This window comes from Pseudomonas sp. GL_103 (genome assembly GCF_057835175.1).
In genome coordinates, this window is record NZ_CM174420.1 from 4,089,562 (window position 1) to 4,114,456 (window position 24,895).

The following is a 24,895-nucleotide window of genomic DNA, read 5'->3' on the forward strand; positions in this document are numbered from 1 at the left end:
CGGCCTGTTATCGCAGTCCGGCCACTTGACGCCCTACTGATGCACCCAACATCACAGCAACGAAACCTCGATATTCGGCTCATGGATGACTTTGAACGAACGCGCTTACCCGGCGCCCTCGAGTTTCTGCGCACGCTTTAGCAAAGAAGAGAGAGTTAATCCGAATATGCCCACCCGCTCGAAGATCATCTATACCTTCACCGACGAAGCTCCTGCCCTCGCCACCTATTCACTGTTGCCTATCGTAGAGGCGTTCACCGCCTCGGCTGATATCGCCGTTGAAACCCGCGATATCTCTCTTGCAGGGCGCATCCTGGCCAGCTTCCCCGAGCAACTGGGTGACAAAGCCGTAGCCGACCACCTCGCCGAACTGGGCGCCCTGGCCGTTACGCCTGAAGCCAACATCATCAAATTGCCGAACATCAGCGCCTCGGTTCCGCAACTGCAAGCCGCGATCAAAGAGCTGCAAGCTCAAGGCTTCGCACTGCCGGACTACCCTGAGACTGTCACCAGCGACGCCGACAAAGAAGCCAAGGCGCGCTACGACAAGATCAAGGGCAGCGCCGTAAACCCGGTTCTGCGTGAAGGCAACTCCGACCGTCGCGCTCCGCTGTCGGTCAAGAACTACGCACGCAAGCACCCGCACAAAATGGGCGCCTGGGCCAAGGACTCCAAGTCCCACATCGCGCACATGAGCACCGGCGATTTCTACGGCAGCGAAAAAGCCGCCCTGATCGACGCCGCTGACGCCGTGAAGATCGAACTGATCGCTCAAGACGGCACCGCCACCGTCCTGAAAGAAAAGACCAGCGTACAAGCCGGTGAGATCCTCGATTGCGCGGTACTGAGCAAAAACGCCCTGCGCAGCTTCATCGCGGCCGAAATCGAAGACGCCAAGGCACAAGGCGTGCTGCTGTCGGTTCACTTGAAAGCCACCATGATGAAGGTCTCCGACCCGATCATGTTCGGCCAGATCGTTGCCGAGTTCTATAAAGACGCACTGGCCAAGCACGCTGACGTGCTGGCACAGATCGGCTTCAACCTGAACAACGGCATCGGCGACCTGTACGCTCGCATCAAGGCCCTGCCTGCTGAACAGCAAGCGGCCATCGAAGCTGACATCCAGGCGGTCTACGCCGTTCGCCCTTCCCTGGCGATGGTCAACTCCGACAAAGGCATCACCAACCTGCACGTGCCGAGCGACGTCATCGTCGACGCCTCGATGCCGGCGATGATCCGTGACTCCGGCAAGATGTGGGGCACCGACGGCCAGCTGCACGACACCAAGGCCGTGATCCCGGATCGCTGCTACGCCACCATCTACCAGGCTGCGATCGAAGATTGCAAAGCCAACGGTGCGTTCGATCCGACCACCATGGGCAGCGTGCCGAACGTTGGCCTGATGGCGAAGAAAGCCGAAGAGTACGGCTCCCACGACAAGACTTTCCAGATCAAGGCTGACGGCGTTGTTCGCGTCACCGACAGCAAGGGCACCCTGCTGATGGAACAGGCTGTCGAGGCCGGCGACATCTTCCGCATGTGCCAGACCAAAGACGCGCCGATCCAGGACTGGGTCAAACTGGCCGTCAACCGTGCTCGCGCAAGCGCGACCCCGGCGATCTTCTGGCTGGACCCGATGCGCGCCCACGACGGCGTAGTGATCGAGAAAGTTCAGGCTTACCTGAAGGATCACGACACTGCCGGCCTGGACATCCAGATCATGGCGCCGGTCGACGCGATGAAGTACACCCTGCAGCGCACCCGCGACAGCAAGGACACCATTTCGGTGACCGGCAACGTACTGCGCGACTACCTGACTGACCTGTTCCCGATCATGGAACTGGGCACCAGCGCCAAGATGCTGTCGATCGTACCGCTGATGAACGGCGGTGGCCTGTTCGAAACCGGCGCCGGCGGTTCGGCTCCGAAGCACGTTCAGCAGCTGCTGGAAGAAAACTTCCTGCGCTGGGATTCGCTGGGTGAATTCCTGGCCCTGGCCGCGTCCCTGGAACACCTGGGCGTGACCTACAACAACCCCAAGGCGCTGGTTCTGGCCAAGACCCTGGACCAGGCCACCGGCCAGTTCCTGGACAACAACAAGTCGCCATCGCGCAAAGTCGGCAACATCGACAACCGCGGCAGCCACTTCTACCTGGCGCTGTACTGGGCCCAGGCCCTGGCTGCCCAGACCGAAGACGCTGCACTGCAAGCGCAGTTCGCGACCCTGGCCAAGACCCTGACCGAAAACGAGGCGACCATCGTTGCCGAACTCAACGCCGTTCAGGGCAAGCCAGTGGACATCGGCGGTTACTACCACGCCGATGCCGAGCTGATCAGCAAGGCCATGCGCCCAAGCGCAACCTTCAACGCGGCAGTTGCTGCGCTGGTTTAAGGTTGTAAGGGAACATCACAAACCCCGGCCCTGTGCCGGGGTTTGTGTTTCTGGCGACGATCAAAAGATCGCAGCCTTCGGCAGCTCCTACACCGATCCTTGTAGGAGCTGCCGAAGGCTGCGATCTTGGCAATTCCGAATACACCGAAGACCTTACCGAGGAAAACTGATGGACTGGAAACCCCACATCACCGTCGCCACCATCGTCGAAGACAACGGCCGCTTCCTGATGGTCGAAGAGCATAAGGCCGGTCGCAACGTACTCAACCAGCCCGCCGGTCATCTGGACCCGAACGAAACCCTGACCGAAGCCGCCGTGCGTGAAACCCTCGAGGAAACCGGCTGGGATGTCGAACCGACCGGCGTAGTGGGCATTTACCTCTACACCGCCCCGAGCAACGGCGTGACCTACCAGCGGGTCTGCTTCATCGCAAAACCACTGAAACACCACCCGGATTATCAACTGGACGACGGCATCGTCGGCGCCAAGTGGTTGACCCGCGAGGAATTAATCGAGCAGCGCGACAACTGGCGCAGCGAGCTGATCATCCGCTGCATCGACGACTATCTGACAGGCCAACACTTCGGCCTCGAATTGATCCGTCCTTCTCTTTAGCCATGCAGGCCCGAGCCTGATAGAATCGCGTCCTTTTTCAAGACACTCATTGAATCCCTATGCGTGATCCAGCCCCTTCTGACACACAAAAGAAGCGCGTCATTGTCGGCATGTCCGGCGGCGTGGACTCTTCCGTTTCCGCCCTCCTGCTGATCGAGCAGGGCTATGAGGTGGAAGGCCTGTTCATGAAGAACTGGGAAGAAGACGATGGAACGGAATACTGCACCGCCATGGATGACCTGGCGGACGCCCAGGCCGTGTGCGACAAGATTGGCATCAAGCTGCACACCGCCAACTTCGCCGCCGAGTACTGGGACAACGTGTTCGAGCATTTCCTGGCCGAATACAAGGCCGGACGCACGCCGAACCCGGACATCCTGTGCAACCGCGAGATCAAGTTCAAGGCGTTCCTCGACTACGCCATGGTGCTCGGCGCCGACCTGATCGCCACCGGCCACTACGTGCGTCGCCGCGACATTGATGGCCGCACCGAACTGCTCAAGGGCCTGGATCCGAACAAGGACCAGAGCTACTTCCTGCACGCCGTCGGCGGTGAACAGATCGCCAAGACCCTGTTCCCGGTCGGCGAACTGGAAAAACCGCAAGTGCGCGCCATTGCCGAGAAGTACGAGCTGGCGACCGCGAAGAAAAAGGACTCCACCGGGATCTGCTTTATCGGCGAACGCCGCTTCAGCGACTTCCTCAAGCAGTACCTGCCGGCGCAACCGGGCGAGATCAAGACCACCGAAGGTGAAATCATCGGCCGCCACCACGGCCTGATGTATCACACCATCGGTCAGCGTCAGGGCCTGGGTATTGGCGGCCTGAAAGATGCCAGCGATGAACCGTGGTACGTGCTGATCAAGGACCTGGAACACAACGAGCTGATCGTTGGCCAGGGCAATGATCACCCGTGGCTGTTCTCCCGCGCCCTGCTCGCTTCCGACATCTACTGGGTCAACCCGATCGACCTGAGCCAGCCACGCAAGCTGACCGCCAAGGTTCGTTATCGCCAGAGCGACCAGCCGTGCACCCTGGAAAAAACCGCCACCGGTTATCGCGCGACCTTCGATGACCCGCAACGCGCAGTCACTCCAGGCCAGTCCGTGGTGTTCTACGACGGTGAAATCTGCCTCGGCGGCGGCGTGATTGAAGTAGCCGAGCCGTGGACGAGCAAGGGCCAGGCCCTATGAACCCGATTCAGGAGCAACTGACGGCACTGGGCGGCGTGTTTCTCGCCGCGGTGCTGGTGGACAGGATCGCCAAGACCGGCCAGACCAACGAAGCCGGCCTGACCTGCATGCTCGGCAGCCTGCTGATTCGCGACCCCAAGGACACCCTGGAAGTCTATGGCGGCGACGACATCAACCTGCGTGAAGGCTACCGCGCGCTGATCGGCGCCCTCGAACGCGACCCGAGCGCCCTGCAGCGCGAACCGCTGCGCTATGCCCTGGCCATGCTCGGCCTTGAGCGTCAGCTGGCCAAGCGCAACGACATGCTCGACGTGATCGGCAAGCGCCTGCCGCAGATTCAGTCCCAGGTCGAACACTTCGGCCCGGCCCACGAAAACGTGGTCGCCGCCTGCGGCGCGCTGTATCAGGACACCCTGAGCACCCTGCGCCAACGCATCCAGGTGCACGGCGACATGCGCAACCTGCAACAACCGAGCAACGCCTCGAAAATCCGCGCCCTGCTGCTGGCCGGCATTCGTTCGGCGCGCCTGTGGCGGCAATTGGGCGGTCATCGCTGGCAGCTGGTGATCAGCCGCCGCAAATTGCTCAAAGAGCTTTACCCCTTGATGCGTAACGAATAACCCGCATCGACAGAACAGAACTCAGTAATACGCGTAATACGCCGGTCAGTTGGCGACGGACCGGTGGATTTTTTCATGTATGATACGCGCCCCATTTCGTTGCCCGACTGTCCGAGAACACCCCATGCAGCTTTCTTCGCTCACTGCGGTTTCCCCTGTTGACGGCCGCTACGCCGGCAAAACCCAGGCCCTGCGCCCAATTTTCAGCGAGTACGGCCTGATCCGTGCCCGCGTTCTGGTTGAAGTGCGCTGGCTCCAGCGCCTGGCCGCTCACCCTGCCATCAGTGAAGTACCGGCGTTCTCCGCCGAAGCCAACGCTGTGCTCAACACCCTGGCGGAAAACTTCTCTCTGGAGCACGCCGAGCGCGTCAAAGAGATCGAGCGCACCACCAACCACGACGTCAAGGCCATCGAGTACCTGCTCAAAGAGCAAGCGGCCAAGCTGCCGGAACTGGCCAAGGTCAGCGAGTTCATCCACTTTGCCTGCACCAGCGAGGACATCAACAACCTGTCCCACGCCCTGATGCTGCGCGAAGGCCGTGATGACGTGATGCTGCCGCTGATGCGCCAGACCGCCAACGCCATCCGCGAACTGGCGATCCGTTTCGCCGACGTGCCGATGCTGTCGCGCACCCACGGTCAGCCGGCCTCGCCGACCACCCTGGGCAAAGAACTGGCGAACGTGGTTTACCGTCTGGAGCGCCAGATCGCTCAAGTCGCTGCCGTTCCGCTGCTGGGCAAGATCAACGGCGCTGTCGGCAACTACAACGCCCACCTGTCGGCCTACCCTGAGATCGACTGGGAAGCCAACGCCCGCGCCTTCATCGAAGACGAACTGGGCCTGGGCTTCAACCCGTACACCACGCAGATCGAACCGCACGACTACATTGCCGAGCTGTTCGACGCGATCGCCCGCTTCAACACCATCCTGATCGACTTCGACCGCGACATCTGGGGCTATATCTCCCTGGGTTATTTCAAGCAGCGCACCATCGCTGGCGAAATCGGTTCGTCGACCATGCCGCACAAGGTCAACCCGATCGACTTCGAAAACTCCGAAGGCAACCTGGGTATCGCCAACGCACTGTTCCAGCACCTGGCGAGCAAACTGCCGATCTCCCGCTGGCAGCGCGACCTGACCGACTCCACCGTACTGCGCAACCTCGGTGTCGGCTTCGCCCACAGCGTGATCGCGTACGAAGCCAGCCTCAAGGGCATCAGCAAGCTTGAGCTCAACGAGCAGAAGATTGCCGCTGACCTGGACGCCTGCTGGGAAGTCCTGGCCGAGCCGATCCAGACCGTGATGCGTCGCTACAACATCGAAAACCCGTACGAAAAGCTCAAAGAACTGACCCGCGGCAAGGGCATCAGCCCGCAAGCGCTGCAGACTTTCATCGACGGCCTGGACATGCCAGCCGCCGCCAAGGCCGAGCTGAAATTGCTCACCCCGGCGAACTACATCGGCAACGCTGTAGAACAAGCCAAGCGCATCTGATCGACCGCAAGACCCTTTTAAGACGCCCGGCCGCGCCGGGCGTTTTTATTCCCGTCTGAAAAGTGCATTTTTTCAATAGGTTACACATGAATCCTGATATTCCTCTTCAACTTCTGGGCGGCATCACGGCACGGGAATTCCTGCGCGACTACTGGCAGAAAAAGCCGCTGTTGATCCGTCAGGCAATTCCTGATTTCGAAAGCCCGATCGACGCCGACGAACTGGCCGGCCTGGCGCTGGAAGAAGAAGTCGAATCGCGCCTGATCATCGAGAATGGCGAGCGCCCATGGGAACTGCGTCGCGGCCCGTTCGCCGAAGATGAATTCAGCAAGCTGCCTGAAACTGACTGGACCCTGCTGGTTCAAGCCGTGGATCAGTTCGTCCCGGAAGTCAGCGAACTGCTGGAAAATTTCCGCTTTCTGCCGAGCTGGCGCATCGACGATGTGATGATCAGCTACGCCGCGCCGGGTGGCAGCGTTGGTCCGCACTTCGACAACTACGACGTGTTCCTGCTGCAAGGCCACGGCAAGCGCAACTGGAAGATCGGCCAGATGTGCAACACCGAGAGCCCGATGCTGGCCCACGCCGACCTGCGCATCCTCTCCGAATTCGAAGCCACCGATGAATGGGTGCTGGAACCGGGCGACATGCTCTACCTGCCACCGCGCCTGGCCCATTGCGGCGTTGCCGTTGATGAATGCATGACCTACTCGGTCGGCTTCCGCGCACCGAGCGCTGCCGAAGTGCTGACCCACTTCACTGACTTCCTCAGCCAGTTCCTGTCGGACGAAGAGCGCTACACCGACGCCGACGCCTTGCCGACTGCCGATCCTCACCAGATCCAGCGCGACGCACTCGACCGCCTCAAAGGCCTGCTGGCCGAGCACATGAGCGACGAGCGCCTGCTGCTGACCTGGTTCGGCCAGTTCATGACCGAGCCACGCTACCCGGAACTAGTGGTGGGCCCGGAAGACGTCGAAGAAGAGGACTTCATGTCCGCCCTGGAACAAGGCGCGATCCTGGTTCGCAACCCGAGCGCGCGCCTGGCGTGGTCGGAAGTCGATGACGACCTGCTGCTGTTCGCCAGCGGCCAGAGCCGTTATCTGCCGGGCAAACTGCGCGAACTGCTGAAGATGATCTGCGCCGCCGACGCACTGCACGTCGACAACCTTGGCGACTGGCTGAGCGACGAAGACGGTCGCGGCCTGCTGTGCGAACTGGTCAAGCAAGGAAGCCTGGGGTTTGCCGATGAATAAGATTCACGTACGTGTCGCAGACTGGCAGAAGGACAACGCCGAGATCCGGCGCATTCGTGAGACGGTGTTCGTCGCCGAGCAATCCGTTCCGCCAGAACTGGAATGGGACGCCGATGACATTGATGCAGTGCATTTCCTCGCTTACGAAGGCGACTTTCCGATTGGCACCGCCCGCCTGTTGCCCGACGGCCACGTCGGCCGGGTATCGGTACTCAGAGACTGGCGCGGCCTGAAAGTCGGCGATGCACTGATGCAAGCGGTAATCGGTGAAGCCGAAGAGCGCGGACTCAAGCAGCAGATGCTCAGCGCCCAGGTCCAAGCCACGGCGTTCTATGAGCGCCTGGGCTTTCACATGGTCAGTGAGGAGTTCCTGGAAGCCGGGATTCCGCATGTGGACATGGTTCGCCATTCGGCCTGAGACCCAGGTGCCTCCATCGTCGGAACGCCGCCCGGAGCAAGCTCGCTCCCACAATAGATTTGTGAGTTGCTGAAGATTCTGGCAACACCATTGATCCCTGTGGGAGCGAGCTTGCTCGCGATGGCGGCCTGAAGAACACCAGCAAAACGCCCCGCTATCTTCGGATACCGGGGCGTTTTGCTGTCTACCATTCAACTTGCCCCATCCCGGGCCGACAAAGTGGCACTATCAATAAAAATCCAAGGGCAAGATCAAAAGATCGCAGCCTTCGGCAGCTCCTACGGGCTTTGTTTATTTGGCGGAGATAACGGATATGTCCCTACGCACCCTGCTCAGCACCCTGCTGGTGGCCTGCAGCTTTTCGGTCATGGCAGCCACCGAAATCGTGCCCCTGAACTACCGCACCAGCGCCGACCTGCTGCCGGTGGCGCAGGATTTCGTCGGTAAGGACGGACAGGTCAGCGCCTACGGCAATCAACTCATCGTCAACGCCGATCAGCGCAAGATCGACGAACTTAAAGCCCTTCTTTCGCAACTCGACACCGCTCCCAAGCGCCTGCTGATCACCGTCGACACCAGCGACAACAACTTCCAGGGCGACCAGGGTTATTCGGTGAACGGCGCCAAGCCAAGCCAGACCCGCATCATCAACTACAGCACCGATAGCCGCGACGGCGGCATCCAGCAAGTGCAGGCCAGCGAAGGCGCGCCAGCGCTGATCCAGGTCGGCCAGAGCGTGCCGCTGACCAGCTCGCAGACCGATTCCTACGGCGACCTGCGCAGCCAGACCGAATACCGCAACGTCACCCAGGGTTTCTACGTCACGGCAAACGTCACCGGCGACATCGTTCACCTGTCGATCAGTACCAACCGTGACCGCATGAGCCAGGAACGCCCCGATGTAGTGAATGTACAAAGTACCGACACAACCGTCACCGGCCACCTCGGTGAATGGATCCTGCTGGCCGGGGTCAACGGCCAGACCCAGGCCGACAAACAGGGCCAGACCCGCAGCTACTCGACCCAGAGCCGCAACGACATGACATTGCGGGTGAAAGTCGACACCCTGGACTAAAGCACCAAAAACTGACTGACGAGTCGTATTAGACCAAAGATGTAGTGCCTGAAAAAAAGCACTACAAAACGTTTGACGAGCCAAAAAAGCAAAGGCATGATGGCCTCGCTCCCGCTAATCAGAGGCCCTGGCAAGGGCCTTCGAGGCGATGTTCGCACCTACCCCCGCGAACCGCTTCGTGTCTGTACCGCCCACAAGGTGTGTTTGACGAGGTTGTCGACTGGAACGAAGTTGTCCCGAGGGACGGAAGCGTAATAGGTAACCCGGCACCACACTGATGTTCGCACCAAGGCCCACGACGCCCGAATGCGCCCGCAGTTCGCCTTTACCTGCTCACTTCCCCTCGAGCCGATCGTTCATCCCGTCGCCCTCCCCGCCGAATCCGACTTGACCGCTTAAGCTTCTGGTCAGCGAGCGCAGGAATTTTCCACCGCAGAACAACTTTTCATAAAGACGCGACGAGGTTTATCTCCCATGGCACTGACACGCGAACAGCAAATTGCAGCCCTCGAAAAAGACTGGGCTGAAAACCCGCGCTGGAAAGGCGTGACACGCACTTACTCCGCTGCTGACGTCGTCCGCCTGCGTGGCTCGGTTCAACCTGAGCACACCTTTGCAAAAATGGGCGCCGAGAAGCTGTGGAACCTGGTGACCCAGGGTGCCAAGCCAGCCTTCCGTCCTGAGAAAGATTTCGTCAACTGCATGGGCGCCCTGACCGGCGGCCAGGCTGTACAACAAGTCAAAGCCGGTATCCAGGCGATCTACCTGTCGGGCTGGCAGGTTGCTGCGGACAACAACTCCGCCGAATCGATGTACCCGGACCAGTCGCTGTACCCGGTGGACTCGGTTCCAACCGTGGTCAAGCGCATCAACAACTCGTTCCGTCGTGCCGACCAGATCCAGTGGAAAGCCGGCAAGAACCCGGGCGACGACGGCTACATCGACTACTTCGCACCGATCGTGGCTGACGCTGAAGCCGGTTTCGGCGGCGTACTGAACGCTTACGAGCTGATGAAGAGCATGATCGAAGCAGGCGCCGCCGGCGTTCACTTCGAAGACCAACTGGCTTCCGTGAAGAAATGCGGCCACATGGGCGGCAAGGTACTGGTTCCTACCCAGGAAGCCGTACAGAAGCTGACCGCCGCTCGCCTGGCTGCTGACGTTGCCGGTACTCCGACCATCATCCTGGCCCGTACCGACGCTAACGCCGCTGACCTGCTGACGTCCGACTGCGACCCGTACGACCAACCATTCGTGACTGGCGAACGTACCCAGGAAGGCTTCTACAAGGTTCGCGCTGGCCTGGATCAAGCCATCGCTCGTGGCCTGGCCTACGCTCCGTACGCCGACCTGATCTGGTGCGAAACCGCCAAGCCAGACCTGGACGAGGCTCGTCGCTTCGCTGAAGCGATCAAGAAGGAATACCCGGACCAACTGCTGTCGTACAACTGCTCGCCTTCCTTCAACTGGAAGAAAAACCTGGACGACGCGACCATCGCCAAGTTCCAGCGCGAACTGTCCGCCATGGGCTACAAGCACCAGTTCATCACCCTGGCCGGCATTCACAACATGTGGCACAGCATGTTCAACCTGGCGCACGACTACGCCCGCAACGACATGACTGCCTACGTGAAGCTGCAAGAGCAGGAATTCGCTGACGCTTCCAAGGGTTACACCTTCGTGGCGCACCAGCAGGAAGTGGGCACCGGCTACTTCGACGACATGACCACCGTGATCCAGGGTGGCTCGTCCTCGGTAACCGCACTGACCGGTTCGACTGAAGAAGAACAGTTCCACTGATCTGCTTCGCCTGAGACACCAGCCGCTGCGGGCCGAATAGAAAGCTAACCGCAGCGCTGCACATCTGACGCCCCGACTGGTTCGGGGCGTTTTTTTGTGCGTGTTTTCTCATGAACACAGAAAAACCCTGTGGGAGGTGGTGGCGCTTGTAGCAAATCATTGATCCAGAGCGCTACGACTGTCAGAAAAATCCGCTAAAACGCACTCCGCCGCTACTTGCAGTAATGCCCATATAAGACAACTTCCCGAGCACCCGAAGGACAAGCAGTTTAAAAACCGAGACAAACAATACTGATTATCATTTAGCGGCAACAATGTTCGTTACATTCCCTACAAAACATAATTGACGAAATGCCGGCTAATGCCCAAGGCGCAAGGCCTGCGGGGGTTTTGAAGCGCGCTATGTCCTTATTCCTATAATAAATTTCGCTATAGGAATTTTACTTGCCGGGTGTTTAGCCATAAAATCAGCGGGATTGATTGCTGCGACATATCGTCACTGCTTTTGTTTCTTTTCAAGCTCAGAGACCTTTGCTCTCTGTTAAGGATTACCAGCATGCCCGAAGCGACAGGACTCATGGCCCACAACTGGGGCTTTGCCATTTTCCTTCTAGGCGTCGTCGGCCTCTGTGCCTTCATGCTGGGCGTCTCCAGCCTCCTTGGGTCAAAAGCCTGGGGCCGCAGCAAAAACGAACCGTTCGAGTCCGGCATGCTACCTACAGGTGGCGCCCGCTTGCGGCTCTCAGCCAAATTCTATCTGGTCGCGATGCTCTTCGTGATCTTCGATATCGAAGCCCTCTTTCTCTTTGCATGGTCTGTGTCCGTCCGCGAAAGCGGCTGGACCGGATTCGTCGAAGCTCTCGTTTTCATAGCAATTCTGTTGGCAGGCCTTGTCTACCTATTCCGAGTGGGCGCCCTTGACTGGGCTCCGGAAGCTCGGCGCAAGCGACAAGCGAAGCTGAAACAATGAGGCTTTGGCAATGCAATACAATCTCACCAGGATCGACCCCGATGCTCCTAACGAGCAGTATCCGATTGGCCAGCGGGAAACCGTTTCCGATCCGTTAGAAGATCAAGTCCACAAAAACATTTTCATGGGCAAGCTCGAAGACGTGCTTAACGGCACGATCAACTGGGGGCGCAAGAACTCCCTGTGGCCGTATAACTTCGGTCTTTCGTGCTGCTACGTGGAAATGACCACCGCCTTCACGGCGCCCCACGACATCGCGCGCTTTGGCGCCGAGGTTATCCGGGCATCGCCGCGCCAGGCGGATTTCATGGTTATCGCCGGTACCTGCTTCATCAAGATGGCGCCGATCATTCAGCGTCTCTACGAGCAAATGCTCGAGCCTAAATGGGTCATCTCCATGGGTTCGTGCGCCAACTCCGGTGGCATGTACGACATCTACTCCGTCGTTCAAGGGGTGGACAAGTTCCTGCCTGTGGACGTCTACGTGCCTGGCTGCCCGCCCCGTCCTGAAGCTTTCCTGCAAGGCTTGATGCTGTTGCAGGAGTCGATTGGACAGGAGCGTCGTCCGCTTTCCTGGGTCGTTGGAGATCAAGGCGTGTACCGCGCCGAGATGCCTTCCGAGAAGGAAAAGCGCCGCGAACAGCGAATCGCAGTCACCAACCTGCGCAGCCCCGACGAAGTCTGATCCAGATCTGCTTCTTTAATAGAACGAGAACCTGGCTTCATTCTTTACGTTGACCGAAAGCGATAAAATAACCATGACTACAGGCAGTGCTCTGTACATCCCGCCTTACAAGGCAGACGACCAGGATGTGGTCGTCGAACTGAACAACCGTTTTGGCCCGGAGGCGTTCACCGCCCAGCCAACCCGCACCGGCATGCCGGTGCTTTGGGTTGCCCGCGCCAAACTCGTCGAAGTCCTGACGTTCCTGCGTAACCTGCCCAAGCCGTACGTCATGCTCTATGACCTGCACGGCGTGGACGAGCGCCTGCGCACCAAGCGTCAAGGGCTGCCGAACGGCGTCGACTTCTCCGTGTTCTATCACTTGATGTCGATCGAACGTAATAGTGACGTAATGATCAAGGTCGCCTTGTCCGAGAGCGACCTCAGCCTGCCGACCGTCACCAGCATCTGGCCGAACGCCAACTGGTACGAGCGTGAAGTCTGGGACATGTTCGGCATCGACTTCAAAGGCCACCCGCATCTGTCGCGCATCATGATGCCGCCGACCTGGGAAGGTCACCCGCTGCGCAAGGACTTCCCCGCCCGCGCCACCGAGTTCGACCCGTTCAGCCTGACCCTGGCCAAGCAACAGCTCGAGGAAGAAGCCGCGCGCTTCAAGCCTGAAGACTGGGGCATGAAGCGTTCCGGCCCGAACGAGGACTACATGTTCCTCAACCTCGGCCCGAACCACCCGTCCGCACACGGTGCGTTCCGCATCATCCTGCAGCTGGACGGTGAAGAGATCGTCGACTGCGTACCGGACGTCGGTTACCACCACCGTGGTGCCGAGAAGATGGCCGAGCGTCAGTCCTGGCACAGCTTCATCCCGTACACCGACCGTATCGACTACCTCGGCGGCGTGATGAACAACCTGCCGTACGTGCTCTCGGTCGAGAAGCTGGCCGGGATCAAGGTGCCGGAGAAGGTCGACGTCATCCGCATCATGATGGCCGAGTTCTTCCGGATCACCAGCCACCTGCTGTTCCTGGGTACCTACATCCAGGACGTCGGCGCCATGACCCCGGTGTTCTTCACCTTCACCGACCGCCAGAAGGCGTACACGGTGATCGAGGCCATTACCGGTTTCCGTCTGCACCCGGCCTGGTACCGCATCGGTGGCGTCGCCCACGACCTGCCGCGCGGTTGGGAAAAACTGGTCAAGGATTTCGTCGAGTGGATGCCAAAGCGTCTGGACGAATACCAGAAAGCCGCACTGGACAACAGCATCCTCCGCGGCCGGACCATCGGCGTCGCCGACTACAACACCAAAGAGGCCCTGGAATGGGGCGTCACCGGTTCCGGCCTGCGCGCCACTGGTTGCGATTTCGACCTGCGTAAGGCGCGCCCGTACTCCGGCTACGAGAACTTCGAGTTCGAAGTGCCTCTGGCCGCCAATGGCGATGCCTACGACCGTTGCATCGTGCGCGTCGAAGAGATGCGCCAGAGCATCAAGATCATCGACCAGTGCATGCGCAACATGCCGGAAGGCCCGTACAAGGCGGATCACCCGCTGACCACGCCGCCGCCGAAAGAGCGCACCCTGCAGCACATCGAAACCTTGATCACGCACTTCCTGCAAGTTTCGTGGGGCCCGGTCATGCCGGCCAACGAATCCTTCCAGATGATCGAAGCGACCAAGGGCATCAACAGTTATTACCTGACGAGCGATGGCGGCACCATGAGCTACCGCACCCGGATTCGCACCCCAAGCTTCCCGCACCTGCAGCAGATCCCTTCGGTGATCAAAGGCAGCATGGTCGCGGACTTGATTGCGTACCTGGGTAGTATCGATTTCGTTATGGCCGACGTGGACCGCTAAGCATGAACAGCACGCTTATCCAGACAGACCGTTTCACCTTGAGTGAAACCGAGCGCTCGGCCATCGAGCACGAGTTGCATCACTACGAAGACCCGCGCGCGGCGTCGATCGAAGCCCTGAAGATCGTCCAGAAGGAACGTGGCTGGGTGCCGGACGGCGCCTTGTACGCCATCGGCGAGATCCTCGGTATCCCGGCCAGCGACGTTGAAGGCGTGGCGACTTTCTATAGCCAGATCTTCCGTCAGCCAGTGGGCCGTCACATCATCCGCGTCTGCGACAGCATGGTCTGCTACATCGGCGGCCACGAGTCCGTGGTCAGCGAAATCCAGAGCAAGCTGGGCATCGGCCTGGGTCAGACCACCACCGATGGTCGTTTCACCCTGCTGCCGGTCTGCTGCCTCGGCAACTGCGACAAGGCGCCGGCGTTGATGATCGACGACGACACTTTCGGTGATGTGCAGCCAGCAGGCGTTGCCAAATTGCTCGAGGGCTACGTATGACCCTGACTTCCTTCGGTCCGGCCAACCTCATCAAGCGTTCGGCCGAGACTCACCCGCTGACCTGGCGTCTGCGTGACGACGGCGAAGCCGTATGGCTCGACGAGTACCAGGCCAAGAACGGTTACGCCGCTGCGCGCAAGGCCTTCGCCGACATGGCCCAGGACGATATCGTCCAGACCGTGAAAGATTCCGGCCTTAAAGGTCGCGGCGGTGCAGGCTTCCCCACTGGCGTGAAGTGGGGCCTGATGCCCAAGGACGAGTCCATCAACATCCGCTACCTGCTGTGCAACGCGGATGAAATGGAGCCCAACACCTGGAAAGACCGCATGCTGATGGAGCAACTGCCCCATCTGCTGATCGAAGGCATGCTGATCAGTGCCCGCGCACTGAAAACCTACCGTGGCTACATCTTCCTGCGTGGCGAGTACACCACCGCCGCCAAGCACTTGAACCGTGCCGTGGAAGAAGCCAAGGCAGCGGGCCTGCTGGGCAAGAACATCCTGGGTTCGGGTTTTGATTTCGAGCTGTTCGTCCACACCGGCGCCGGGCGTTACATCTGCGGTGAAGAAACCGCACTGATCAACTCCCTGGAAGGCCGCCGCGCCAACCCGCGCTCCAAGCCGCCCTTCCCTGCCGCCGTTGGCGTGTGGGGCAAGCCGACTTGCGTGAACAACGTCGAGACCCTGTGCAACGTGCCGGCGATCATCGCCGACGGCGTGGACTGGTACAAATCGTTGGCTCGCGAAGGCAGCGAAGACATGGGCACCAAGCTCATGGGCTTCTCCGGCAAGGTCAAGAACCCGGGCCTGTGGGAGCTGCCGTTCGGCGTCACCGGTCGCGAGCTGTTCGAAGACTACGCCGGCGGCATGCGCGACGGTTACAAGCTCAAGTGCTGGCAGCCTGGCGGCGCCGGTACCGGCTTCCTGTTGCCGGAACACCTGGACGCACAAATGTACGCCGGCGGCATCGCCAAAGTGGGCACCCGTATGGGTACCGGCCTGGCCATGGCGGTGGACGACAGCGTCAACATGGTGTCCCTGCTGCGCAACATGGAGCAGTTCTTCGCCCGCGAATCCTGTGGCTTCTGCACCCCGTGCCGCGATGGCTTGCCATGGAGCGTCAAGCTCCTGATGGCCATCGAGAACGGTGAAGGCCAGCCAGGCGACATCGAGACCCTGCTGGGTCTGGTCGGGTTCCTCGGCCCAGGCAAGACCTTCTGTGCTCACGCACCGGGCGCCGTGGAGCCGTTGGGCAGCGCAATCAAATACTTCCGTCCAGAGTTCGAAGCCGGTATCGCGCCTGTCAGCGCCGCCGTCCCGCCTCTGGCAAGGCCGATCGTAGTCGGCGCGTAAACGCTTAAAAAAGGCGAAGGGTCCGTGCCCTTCGCTTTTCGTGTGATGACGCCTTTAACGGCTGTGTTGATTCACGCGGATAACAAGATTCCATTAGCCACGCCCGCTGACACCGGGCCAACGAAGAACTTTGAACCATGGCCACTATCCACGTAGACGGCAAAGAGCTCGAAGTCGATGGGGCAGACAACCTGTTACAGGCATGTCTGTCGCTAGGCCTCGATATCCCTTATTTCTGCTGGCACCCTGCCCTTGGCAGCGTTGGCGCTTGCCGCCAGTGCGCGGTCAAGCAGTACACCGACGAGAACGACACCCGTGGTCGTATCGTGATGTCCTGCATGACGCCTGCCACCGACGGCACCTGGATCTCCATCGAAGATGAAGAATCCAAGGCCTTCCGTGCCAGTGTTGTCGAATGGTTGATGACCAACCACCCTCACGACTGCCCGGTCTGTGAAGAAGGCGGTCACTGCCACCTGCAAGACATGACGGTAATGACCGGCCACAACGAGCGCCGTTACCGCTTCACCAAGCGTACCCACCAGAACCAGCAACTGGGCCCGTTCATTTCCCACGAGATGAACCGCTGCATCGCTTGCTACCGCTGCGTGCGCTTCTATAAAGACTACGCCGGCGGCACCGACCTCGGTGTGTACGGCGCCCACGACAACGTGTACTTCGGTCGCGTTGAAGACGGCACCCTGGAAAGCGAGTTCTCCGGCAACCTCACCGAGGTCTGCCCGACCGGCGTGTTCACCGACAAGACTCACTCCGAGCGCTACAACCGCAAGTGGGACATGCAGTTCTCGCCGAGCATCTGCCATGGCTGCTCCAGCGGTTGCAACATCTCCCCGGGCGAACGTTACGGCGAACTGCGTCGCATCGAAAACCGTTTCAACGGTTCGGTGAACCAGTACTTCCTGTGCGACCGTGGCCGTTTCGGCTATGGCTACGTCAACCGCGAAGACCGTCCACGTCAGCCGCTGCTGGCCAATGGCACCAAGCTGGGCCTCGACGAAGCGCTGGATAAAGCCGCCGACCTGCTGCGCGGTCGCAACATCGTCGGTATCGGTTCGCCACGTGCCAGCCTCGAAAGCAACTACGCGTTGCGCGAACTGGTGGGCGCCGAGCACTTCTACTCGGGTATCGAAGCTGCCGAGCTGGAGTGCATCCGCCTGGTCCTGCAAGTGCTCAAAGACAGCCCGCTGCCAGTGCCGAACATGCGCGACATCGAAGACCACGACGCCGTGTTCGTCCTCGGTGAAGACCTGACCCAGACTGCTGCGCGCATGGCCCTGTCCCTGCGTCAATCGGTCAAGGGCAAGGCCGAAGACATGGCCGACGCCATGCGCGTCCAGCCTTGGCTCGACGCCGCCGTGAAGAACATCGGTCAGCACGCACTGAACCCGCTGTTCATCGCCAGCCTGGCTGAAACCAAACTCGACGACATCGCCGAAGAGTGCGTGCACGCCGCTCCGGACGACCTGGCCCGCATCGGTTTCGCCGTGGCTCACGCCCTCGACGCCAGCGCTCCAGCCGTCGAAGGCCTGGACGCTGAAGCGCTCGAACTGGCCAAGCGCATCGCCGACGCCCTGCTCGCGGCCAAGCGCCCACTGATCATCGCCGGTACTTCCCTGGGCTCCAAAGCCCTGATCGAAGCCGCCGCGAACATCGCCAAGGCTCTGAAGCTGCGCGAGAAGAACGGTTCCATCAGCCTGATCGTGCCAGAGGCCAACAGCCTCGGCCTGGCCATGCTCGGTGGCGAATCGGTCGACGCCGCACTGCAAGCGGTGATCGACGGTAAAGCCGACGCCATCGTCGTGCTGGAAAACGATCTGTACACCCGTACCGACAAGGCCCGTGTCGATGCTGCCCTGAGCGCTGCGAAAGTGCTGATCGTCGCCGACCATCAGAAGACTGCCACCAGCGATCGCGCGCACCTGGTTCTGCCAGCCGCCAGCTTCGCTGAAGGCGACGGCACCCTGGTCAGCCAGGAAGGCCGCGCCCAGCGCTTCTTCCAGGTCTTCGATCCGAAGTACATGGATGCGAGCATCCTGGTTCACGAAGGCTGGCGCTGGCTGCACGCCCTGCGCGCAACCCTGCTGAACCAGCCGATTGACTGGACCCAACTGGACCACGCCACCGCCGCCGTCGCTTCCAGCACCTCGATCCTGAACCGCATCGTCGATGCCGCACCGTCCGCTGCGTTCCGCATCAAGGGCATGAAACTGGCCCGCGAACCGCTGCGTTACTCCGGTCGTACCGCCATGCGCGCCGACATCAGCGTGCACGAGCCACGTACCCCGCAGGACAAGGACACCGCGTTCGCCTTCTCCATGGAAGGTTACTCGGGCTCGGCCGAACCGCGTCAGCAAGTGCCATTCGCCTGGTCTCCGGGCTGGAACTCGCCGCAAGCCTGGAACAAGTTCCAGGACGAAGTCGGTGGCCACATCCGCGCTGGCGACCCGGGCACCCGTCTGATCGAAAGCAGCGGTGATTCGCTGAACTGGTTCGCCAGTGTTCCACGCGCGTTCAACCCGGCCCAGGGCACCTGGCAGGTCGTGCCGTTCTTCCACCTGTTCGGCAGCGAAGAGAACTCTTCGAAAGCCGCTCCGGTTCAGGAACGCATTCCGGCTGCTTATGTTGCACTGGCCAAGTCTGAAGCCGACCGCCTGGGTGTCAATGACGGTGCCATGCTGAGCCTGAACGTGGCTGGCCAGACCCTGCGTCTGCCGCTGCGCATCAACGAAGAGCTGGGTGCTGGTCTGGTGGCATTGCCTGCGGGCATCGCCGGCATTCCGCCAGCGATCTTTGGCAAATCCGTTGACGGTCTGCAGGAGGCAGCTCAATGACCTTGTTCACTCCTGAAGTGATCGACGTGATCATCGCGGTCCTCAAGGCCGTGGTGATTCTGCTCGCCGTGGTGGTTTGCGGTGCCCTGTTGAGCTGGGTCGAGCGTCGTTTGCTCGCCCTCTGGCAGGACCGTTACGGTCCGAACCGCGTCGGTCCGTTCGGCGCGTTCCAGATCGCCGCCGACATGATCAAGATGTTCTTCAAGGAAGACTGGACCCCGCCGTTCGCCGACAAAGTGATCTTCACTTTGGCGCCGGTCGTGGCCATGAGCGCCTTGCTGATTGCCTTCGCAATCATCCCGATCACCCCGACCTGGGGTGTCGCGGACATCAACATCGGCATCCTGTTCTTCTTCGCCATGGCTGGCCTGTCGGTCTACGCGGTGCTGTTCGCCGGCTGGTCGAGCAACAACAAGTTCGCCCTGTTGGGCAGCTTGCGTGCCTCGGCGCAGACCGTGTCGTACGAAGTGTTCATGGGCCTGTCGCTGATGGGCATCGTGATCCAGGTTGGCTCGTTCAACATGCGCGATATCGTTGAATATCAAGCGCAGAACCTGTGGTTCGTCATTCCGCAGATCTTCGGTTTCCTGACCTTCTTCATCGCTGGCGTGGCCGTGACTCACCGTCACCCGTTCGACCAGCCGGAAGCGGAACAGGAACTGGCTGACGGCTACCACATTGAATACGCCGGCATGAAATGGGGCATGTTCTTCGTCGGCGAGTACATCGGCATCGTGCTGATCTCGGCGCTGCTGGTGACCCTGTTCTTCGGTGGCTGGCACGGTCCGTTCGGCATTCTGCCGCAGATCCCGTTCATCTGGTTCGCGTTGAAAACCGCGTTCTTCATCATGTTCTTCATCCTGCTGCGCGCCTCGATTCCGCGCCCACGGTATGACCAAGTGATGGATTTCAGCTGGAAGTTCTGCCTGCCGCTGACCCTCATCAACATGCTGGTGACCGCTGCGATCGTGTTGCTCAACACGCCCGCCGTCGCGGCTCAGTGAGGATAGAGAATCATGAAGTACATATTTGACATCGTGCATGGCTTCTACACCCAGCTTCGCAGCCTGGTGATGATCTTCAGCCATGCCTTCCGCAAGCGCGACACGCTGCAATATCCGGAAGAGGCGGTGTACCTGCCGCCGCGCTTTCGTGGGCGTATCGTCCTGACCCGTGATCCCGACGGCGAAGAGCGTTGTGTTGCGTGCAACCTGTGCGCCGTGGCATGCCCGGTCGGTTGCATCTCACTGCAGAAAGCTGAAACCGAAGACGGTCGCTGGTACCCGGAGTTCTTTCGCATCAACTTCTCGCGCTGCATCTTTTGCGGCCTCTGCGAGGAAGCTTGCCCGACCACCGCGATCCAGCTGACGCCGGATTTCGAAATGGCCGAGTTCAGACGTCAGGACCTGGTTTACGAGAAAGAAGATCTGCTGATCTCCGGCCCCGGCAAAAACCCTGATTACAACTTCTATCGTGTTGCAGGTATGGCGATTGCCGGTAAGCCGAAAGGCTCCGCGCAAAACGAAGCCCAGCCGATCAACGTGAAGAGCTTGCTGCCTTAAGGAAGAAAGATGGAATTCGCTTTCTATTTCGCATCGGGTATCGCTGTGGTGTCCACGCTTCGCGTGATCACCAACACCAACCCTGTGCACGCCCTGCTCTACCTGATCATTTCGCTGATCGCCGTGGCGATGACATTCTTCGCCCTCGGCGCACCGTTTGCCGGTGTCCTGGAAGTGATCGCCTACGCTGGCGCCATCATGGTGCTGTTCGTGTTCGTGGTGATGATGCTGAACCTGGGCCCGGCCTCGGCTCAGCAAGAGCGCGTCTGGCTCAAGCCCGGTATCTGGGGCGGCCCGGTCCTCCTCGCCGCGCTGCTGCTGGTGGAACTGCTGTATGTGCTGTTCTCCCACCAGACCGGTGAAGCCATCGGCCACACCACCGTAGACGCCAAGGCCGTGGGCATCAGCCTGTTCGGTCCTTACCTGCTGGTGGTCGAACTCGCCTCGATGCTGCTGCTCGCCGCAGCCGTCACGGCGTTCCACTTGGGCCGCAACGAAGCCAAGGAGCAATGACGATGCCTGCTATCCCCATGGAGCATGGTCTGGCGGTCGCCGGCATCCTGTTCTGCCTCGGTCTGGTCGGCCTGATGGTCCGCCGCAACATCCTTTTCGTGCTGATGAGCCTGGAGGTCATGATGAATGCCTCCGCGTTGGCGTTCATCGTTGCCGGTAGCCGCTGGGCGCAGCCGGATGGACAGATCATGTTCATCCTGGTGATCAGCCTGGCAGCCGCCGAGGCCAGTATTGGCCTGGCGATCCTGCTGCAACTGTATCGCCGCTTCCACACGCTCGATATCGACGCTGCCAGTGAGATGCGCGGATGAACCTTCTCTATCTGACTTTCCTGTTCCCCCTGATCGGTTTTGTGCTGCTGGCGTTCTCCCGGGGACGCCTCTCGGAAAACCTCTCGGCGCTGATCGGCGTCGGCTCCATTGGCCTGTCGGCGATCGTCGCGGCCTATGTGATCTGGCAATTCAACGTCGCCCCACCCGAGGGTGGTCACTACACCCAGGTACTGTGGCAATGGATGGCGGTGGAAGGCTTCACGCCGAACTTCGCCCTGCACCTAGATGGTCTGTCCGTGACCATGCTCGGTGTGGTGGTGGGCGTGGGCTTCCTGATCCACCTGTTCGCCTCCTGGTACATGCGCGGTGAAGACGGCTATTCGCGGTTCTTCGCCTACACCAACCTGTTTATCGCCAGCATGCTGTTCCTGGTCCTGGCCGACAACCTGCTGTTCGTGTACTTCGGCTGGGAAGGCGTGGGCCTGTGCTCGTACCTGTTGATCGGTTTCTACTACAGCAACCGCAACAACGGTAACGCCGCACTCAAGGCCTTCATCGTGACCCGTATCGGCGACGTGTTCATGGCCATCGGCCTGTTCATTCTGTTTGCCCAACTGGGCACGCTGAACATTCAGGAGCTGCTGGTGCTGGCTCCACAGAAATTCCAGTCCGGCGACTTCTGGATGGTCATGGCCACCCTGATGCTGCTGGGCGGCGCTGTCGGTAAATCCGCACAACTGCCGCTGCAAACCTGGCTGGCGGATGCGATGGCCGGCCCGACTCCGGTTTCGGCACTGATCCACGCCGCAACCATGGTAACCGCTGGCGTCTACCTGATTGCCCGTACCCACGGCCTGTTCACCCTGGCGCCGGAAATCCTGCACCTGGTCGGCATCGTCGGAGGCGTGACCCTGGTTCTCGCAGGCTTCGCGGCTCTGGTTCAGACCGACATCAAGCGTATCCTCGCCTACTCGACCATGAGCCAGATCGGCTACATGTTCCTGGCCCTGGGCGTTGGTGCCTGGGATGGCGCGATCTTCCACCTGATGACCCACGCCTTCTTCAAGGCCCTGCTGTTCCTTGCGTCCGGTTCGGTGATCGTTGCCTGCCACCACGAGCAGAACATCTTCAAGATGGGCGGTCTGTGGAAGAAGCTGCCACTGGCCTACGCCAGCTTCATCGTCGGCGGCGCGGCCCTGGCGGCCCTGCCTCTGGTGACTGCGGGCTTCTACTCCAAGGACGAAATCCTCTGGGAAGCGTTCGCCAGCGGCAACAACGGTCTGCTCTATGCAGGTCTGGTCGGCGCGTTCATGACTTCGCTCTACACCTTCCGCCTGATCTTCATCGCGTTCCACGGTGAAGCGAAGACCGAAGCCCACGCCGGTCACGGCATTGCCCACTGGCTGCCACTGTCGGTGCTGATCGTATTGTCCACCGCCATCGGCGCGATGATCGTTCCACCGCTGCACGGCGTACTGCCGGAAAGCGTCGGCCATGCTGGCGGCGAAGCCAAGCACAGCCTGGAAATCGCTTCGGGCGCCATCGCCCTGGCCGGTATCCTGCTGGCCGCGCTGCTGTTCCTCGGCAAGCGTCGCTTCGTCACTGCCGTCGCCAACAGCGGTATCGGCCGCCTCCTTTCGGCCTGGTGGTTCGCTGCCTGGGGCTTCGACTGGATCTACGACAAACTATTCGTCAAGCCTTACCTTGCGATCATCCATGTACTGCGCAAAGACCCGCTCGACCAGACCATCGGTCTGATCCCGCGCATGGCCAAAGGCGGTCACACCGCCCTGAGCCGTACCGAGACCGGTCAACTGCGTTGGTATGCCGCCTCGATGGCTGCTGGTGCCGTGCTGGTCATCGGCGCCGTCGTGCTGGTAGCGGTCTGATATGAACCTTGCGAATTTGCGAAAGGAAACGAGCCCGTCATGATTCTGCCCTGGCTAATCCTGATCCCCTTCATCGGCGGCCTGCTGTGCTGGATGGGTGAGCGCTTCGGCGCCACCCTCCCGCGCTGGATTGCGCTGATCACCATGTCCCTGCTGCTCTCCCTCGGCCTCTGGCTGTGGGCCAACGGTGACTATTCATTTGCCCCGGCGCCAGGCGCCGATCCGACCTGGGTGCTTGAGTTCAAGCATGTCTGGATCCAGCGCTTCGGCATCAACGTGCACCTGGCCCTCGACGGCCTGTCGCTGTTGATGATCCTGCTGACCGGCTTGCTGGGTGTGCTCTCGGTACTCTGCTCGTGGAAAGAGATCCAGCGTCACGTGGGCTTCTTCCACCTGAACCTGATGTGGATCCTGGGCGGTGTCGTCGGCGTGTTCCTCGCCCTCGACCTGTTCATGTTCTTCTTCTTCTGGGAAATGATGCTGGTGCCGATGTACTTCCTCATCGCGCTCTGGGGTCACAGTTCTTCGGACGGCAAGAAAACCCGGATCTACGCGGCGACCAAGTTCTTCATCTTCACTCAGGCTTCCGGCCTGATCATGCTGGTGGCGATCCTGGGCCTGGTTCTGGTCAACTTCAACGACACCGGCGTGATTACCTTCAACTACGCCGATCTGTTGAAAACCAAGATGTCGCTGACCACCGAGTACATCCTGATGCTCGGTTTCTTCATCGCCTTCGCGGTCAAGTTGCCGGTCGTACCGTTCCACTCCTGGCTGCCTGACGCTCACGCCCAGGCGCCGACCGCAGGTTCCGTCGACCTCGCCGGTATCTTGCTGAAGACTGCTGCGTACGGTCTGCTGCGTTTCGCCCTGCCGCTGTTCCCGAATGCTTCGGCCGAGTTTGCGCCGATCGCCATGACCCTGGGTCTGATCGGGATCTTCTACGGTGCATTCCTGGCCTTCGCGCAAACTGACATCAAGCGTCTGATTGCCTTCTCGTCCGTTTCCCACATGGGCTTCGTTCTGATCGGCATCTACTCCGGCAGCCAACTGGCGCTGCAGGGCGCGGTGATGCAGATGCTGGCGCACGGCCTGTCGGCCGCGGCACTCTTTATCTTGAGCGGCCAGTTGTACGAACGCACCCACACCCGCGACATGCGTGAAATGGGTGGCCTGTGGTCGAAGATCGCTTACCTGCCAGCCCTCAGCCTGTTCTTCGCCGCCGCGTCCCTGGGCTTGCCGGCGACCGGTAACTTTGTCGGTGAGTTCCTGATCCTGATCGGCACCTTCGCCAGCGCTCCTTGGGTCACCGTGATCGCGACGTCCGGCCTGGTGTTCGGTTCGGTCTACTCGCTGATCATGATCCACCGTGCCTTCTTCGGCCCGTCCAAATCGGACGCGGTGCTGCATGGCATGGACGGTCGCGAACTGATCATGGTAGCCGGTCTTGCGGCGTTGGTGATCTACATCGGTGTTTACCCGCAACCGTTCCTCGACACCTCTGCCGCTACGATGCATGGCGTGCAGCAGTGGATCGGCACCGCCTTCACTCAACTCGCTTCGGCCCGGTAAGAGCG

21 protein-coding genes are annotated in these 24,895 nt (G+C 60.5%); all 21 read left to right on the plus strand.

Annotation, left to right across the window (positions count from 1 at the left end; all coding sequences use genetic code 11):
* The first annotated feature begins 166 nt into the window (after window positions 1–166).
* The 21 genes from AC3IP0_RS18430 to nuoM all read left to right on the plus strand — a co-directional run bounded on the left by AC3IP0_RS18430 (window position 167) and on the right by nuoM (window position 24,890).
* On the plus strand, window positions 167–2,392 hold the full coding sequence (locus AC3IP0_RS18430; RefSeq protein WP_489325569.1) for an NADP-dependent isocitrate dehydrogenase: 2,226 nt from the start codon (window positions 167–169) through the stop codon (window positions 2,390–2,392).
* A gap of 169 nt (window positions 2,393–2,561) precedes the next feature.
* Window positions 2,562–3,008, plus strand: a complete 447-nt coding sequence (locus AC3IP0_RS18435; RefSeq protein WP_489316487.1) for an NUDIX hydrolase — start codon at window positions 2,562–2,564, stop codon at window positions 3,006–3,008.
* Window positions 3,009–3,067: 59 nt separating this feature from the next.
* On the plus strand, window positions 3,068–4,201 hold the full coding sequence (gene mnmA / locus AC3IP0_RS18440; protein ID WP_116581356.1) for a tRNA 2-thiouridine(34) synthase MnmA: 1,134 nt from the start codon (window positions 3,068–3,070) through the stop codon (window positions 4,199–4,201).
* Window positions 4,198–4,821, plus strand: coding sequence for a high frequency lysogenization protein HflD (gene hflD, locus AC3IP0_RS18445; protein WP_008053455.1), 624 nt, complete (start codon window positions 4,198–4,200; stop codon window positions 4,819–4,821). Before mnmA ends, hflD begins: the two co-directional genes overlap by 4 nt.
* A 124-nt stretch (window positions 4,822–4,945) precedes the next feature.
* Window positions 4,946–6,316: an adenylosuccinate lyase gene (gene purB / locus AC3IP0_RS18450; RefSeq protein ID WP_008053453.1), complete on the plus strand. Its 1,371-nt coding sequence runs from the start codon at window positions 4,946–4,948 to the stop codon at window positions 6,314–6,316.
* Window positions 6,317–6,402: 86 nt separating this feature from the next.
* Window positions 6,403–7,572: a ribosomal protein uL16 3-hydroxylase gene (locus AC3IP0_RS18455; RefSeq protein ID WP_489316488.1), complete on the plus strand. Its 1,170-nt coding sequence runs from the start codon at window positions 6,403–6,405 to the stop codon at window positions 7,570–7,572.
* Window positions 7,565–7,990 (plus strand): GNAT family N-acetyltransferase, encoded by a 426-nt coding sequence (locus AC3IP0_RS18460; RefSeq protein WP_223453966.1) that lies wholly within the window; start codon window positions 7,565–7,567, stop codon window positions 7,988–7,990. Before AC3IP0_RS18455 ends, AC3IP0_RS18460 begins: the two co-directional genes overlap by 8 nt.
* 313 nt (window positions 7,991–8,303) lie before the next feature.
* Complete coding sequence (locus AC3IP0_RS18465; protein WP_489316489.1) at window positions 8,304–9,065, plus strand: secretin N-terminal domain-containing protein; 762 nt, start codon at window positions 8,304–8,306, stop codon at window positions 9,063–9,065.
* A gap of 474 nt (window positions 9,066–9,539) precedes the next feature.
* Window positions 9,540–10,865 (plus strand): isocitrate lyase, encoded by a 1,326-nt coding sequence (aceA, locus tag AC3IP0_RS18470; protein WP_034146910.1) that lies wholly within the window; start codon window positions 9,540–9,542, stop codon window positions 10,863–10,865.
* A gap of 556 nt (window positions 10,866–11,421) precedes the next feature.
* Window positions 11,422–11,835 (plus strand): NADH-quinone oxidoreductase subunit A, encoded by a 414-nt coding sequence (locus AC3IP0_RS18475; protein WP_003223812.1) that lies wholly within the window; start codon window positions 11,422–11,424, stop codon window positions 11,833–11,835.
* A gap of 10 nt (window positions 11,836–11,845) precedes the next feature.
* Entirely contained in the window at window positions 11,846–12,520 is a 675-nt protein-coding gene (locus AC3IP0_RS18480; protein WP_046037844.1) for a NuoB/complex I 20 kDa subunit family protein, read from the plus strand.
* A gap of 73 nt (window positions 12,521–12,593) precedes the next feature.
* Complete coding sequence (gene nuoC, locus AC3IP0_RS18485) at window positions 12,594–14,378, plus strand: NADH-quinone oxidoreductase subunit C/D (protein ID WP_489325570.1); 1,785 nt, start codon at window positions 12,594–12,596, stop codon at window positions 14,376–14,378.
* Window positions 14,379–14,380: 2 nt separating this feature from the next.
* Window positions 14,381–14,878 carry an NADH-quinone oxidoreductase subunit NuoE gene (gene nuoE, locus AC3IP0_RS18490; protein WP_008053447.1) on the plus strand — a complete coding sequence of 166 codons (498 nt, stop codon included), beginning with the start codon at window positions 14,381–14,383 and terminating at the stop codon, window positions 14,876–14,878.
* Entirely contained in the window at window positions 14,875–16,230 is a 1,356-nt protein-coding gene (nuoF, locus tag AC3IP0_RS18495; protein WP_056723837.1) for an NADH-quinone oxidoreductase subunit NuoF, read from the plus strand. The genes nuoE and nuoF overlap by 4 nt, the downstream gene beginning before the upstream one ends.
* A gap of 137 nt (window positions 16,231–16,367) precedes the next feature.
* Entirely contained in the window at window positions 16,368–19,082 is a 2,715-nt protein-coding gene (gene nuoG / locus AC3IP0_RS18500) for an NADH-quinone oxidoreductase subunit NuoG (protein ID WP_489325573.1), read from the plus strand.
* Entirely contained in the window at window positions 19,079–20,086 is a 1,008-nt protein-coding gene (nuoH, locus tag AC3IP0_RS18505; RefSeq protein ID WP_150725932.1) for an NADH-quinone oxidoreductase subunit NuoH, read from the plus strand. Before nuoG ends, nuoH begins: the two co-directional genes overlap by 4 nt.
* A gap of 12 nt (window positions 20,087–20,098) precedes the next feature.
* On the plus strand, window positions 20,099–20,644 hold the full coding sequence (gene nuoI / locus AC3IP0_RS18510) for an NADH-quinone oxidoreductase subunit NuoI (protein ID WP_489316492.1): 546 nt from the start codon (window positions 20,099–20,101) through the stop codon (window positions 20,642–20,644).
* A gap of 9 nt (window positions 20,645–20,653) precedes the next feature.
* On the plus strand, window positions 20,654–21,157 hold the full coding sequence (gene nuoJ, locus AC3IP0_RS18515; RefSeq protein WP_489316493.1) for an NADH-quinone oxidoreductase subunit J: 504 nt from the start codon (window positions 20,654–20,656) through the stop codon (window positions 21,155–21,157).
* Window positions 21,158–21,159: 2 nt separating this feature from the next.
* Window positions 21,160–21,468 carry an NADH-quinone oxidoreductase subunit NuoK gene (nuoK, locus tag AC3IP0_RS18520; RefSeq protein WP_007946416.1) on the plus strand — a complete coding sequence of 103 codons (309 nt, stop codon included), beginning with the start codon at window positions 21,160–21,162 and terminating at the stop codon, window positions 21,466–21,468.
* Window positions 21,465–23,318 carry an NADH-quinone oxidoreductase subunit L gene (nuoL, locus tag AC3IP0_RS18525; RefSeq protein ID WP_489316494.1) on the plus strand — a complete coding sequence of 618 codons (1,854 nt, stop codon included), beginning with the start codon at window positions 21,465–21,467 and terminating at the stop codon, window positions 23,316–23,318. Before nuoK ends, nuoL begins: the two co-directional genes overlap by 4 nt.
* 39 nt (window positions 23,319–23,357) lie before the next feature.
* Window positions 23,358–24,890 carry an NADH-quinone oxidoreductase subunit M gene (gene nuoM, locus AC3IP0_RS18530; protein ID WP_489325575.1) on the plus strand — a complete coding sequence of 511 codons (1,533 nt, stop codon included), beginning with the start codon at window positions 23,358–23,360 and terminating at the stop codon, window positions 24,888–24,890.
* Window positions 24,891–24,895: the final 5 nt, after the last annotated feature.

Coding starts and splice junctions, on each gene's coding strand:
- AC3IP0_RS18435 (WP_489316487.1), top strand. CDS start 2,562: ATGGACTGGAAACCCCACATCACCGTCGCCACCATCGTCGAAGACAAC.
- nuoL (WP_489316494.1), top strand. CDS start 21,465: ATGAACCTTCTCTATCTGACTTTCCTGTTCCCCCTGATCGGTTTTGTG.
- AC3IP0_RS18455 (WP_489316488.1), top strand. CDS start 6,403: ATGAATCCTGATATTCCTCTTCAACTTCTGGGCGGCATCACGGCACGG.
- AC3IP0_RS18465 (WP_489316489.1), top strand. CDS start 8,304: ATGTCCCTACGCACCCTGCTCAGCACCCTGCTGGTGGCCTGCAGCTTT.
- hflD (WP_008053455.1), top strand. CDS start 4,198: ATGAACCCGATTCAGGAGCAACTGACGGCACTGGGCGGCGTGTTTCTC.
- nuoC (WP_489325570.1), top strand. CDS start 12,594: ATGACTACAGGCAGTGCTCTGTACATCCCGCCTTACAAGGCAGACGAC.
- mnmA (WP_116581356.1), top strand. CDS start 3,068: ATGCGTGATCCAGCCCCTTCTGACACACAAAAGAAGCGCGTCATTGTC.
- aceA (WP_034146910.1), top strand. CDS start 9,540: ATGGCACTGACACGCGAACAGCAAATTGCAGCCCTCGAAAAAGACTGG.
- nuoF (WP_056723837.1), top strand. CDS start 14,875: ATGACCCTGACTTCCTTCGGTCCGGCCAACCTCATCAAGCGTTCGGCC.
- nuoK (WP_007946416.1), top strand. CDS start 21,160: ATGCCTGCTATCCCCATGGAGCATGGTCTGGCGGTCGCCGGCATCCTG.
- purB (WP_008053453.1), top strand. CDS start 4,946: ATGCAGCTTTCTTCGCTCACTGCGGTTTCCCCTGTTGACGGCCGCTAC.
- nuoI (WP_489316492.1), top strand. CDS start 20,099: ATGAAGTACATATTTGACATCGTGCATGGCTTCTACACCCAGCTTCGC.
- AC3IP0_RS18460 (WP_223453966.1), top strand. CDS start 7,565: ATGAATAAGATTCACGTACGTGTCGCAGACTGGCAGAAGGACAACGCC.
- nuoJ (WP_489316493.1), top strand. CDS start 20,654: ATGGAATTCGCTTTCTATTTCGCATCGGGTATCGCTGTGGTGTCCACG.
- nuoH (WP_150725932.1), top strand. CDS start 19,079: ATGACCTTGTTCACTCCTGAAGTGATCGACGTGATCATCGCGGTCCTC.
- nuoE (WP_008053447.1), top strand. CDS start 14,381: ATGAACAGCACGCTTATCCAGACAGACCGTTTCACCTTGAGTGAAACC.
- nuoM (WP_489325575.1), top strand. CDS start 23,358: ATGATTCTGCCCTGGCTAATCCTGATCCCCTTCATCGGCGGCCTGCTG.
- nuoG (WP_489325573.1), top strand. CDS start 16,368: ATGGCCACTATCCACGTAGACGGCAAAGAGCTCGAAGTCGATGGGGCA.
- AC3IP0_RS18430 (WP_489325569.1), top strand. CDS start 167: ATGCCCACCCGCTCGAAGATCATCTATACCTTCACCGACGAAGCTCCT.
- AC3IP0_RS18475 (WP_003223812.1), top strand. CDS start 11,422: ATGCCCGAAGCGACAGGACTCATGGCCCACAACTGGGGCTTTGCCATT.
- AC3IP0_RS18480 (WP_046037844.1), top strand. CDS start 11,846: ATGCAATACAATCTCACCAGGATCGACCCCGATGCTCCTAACGAGCAG.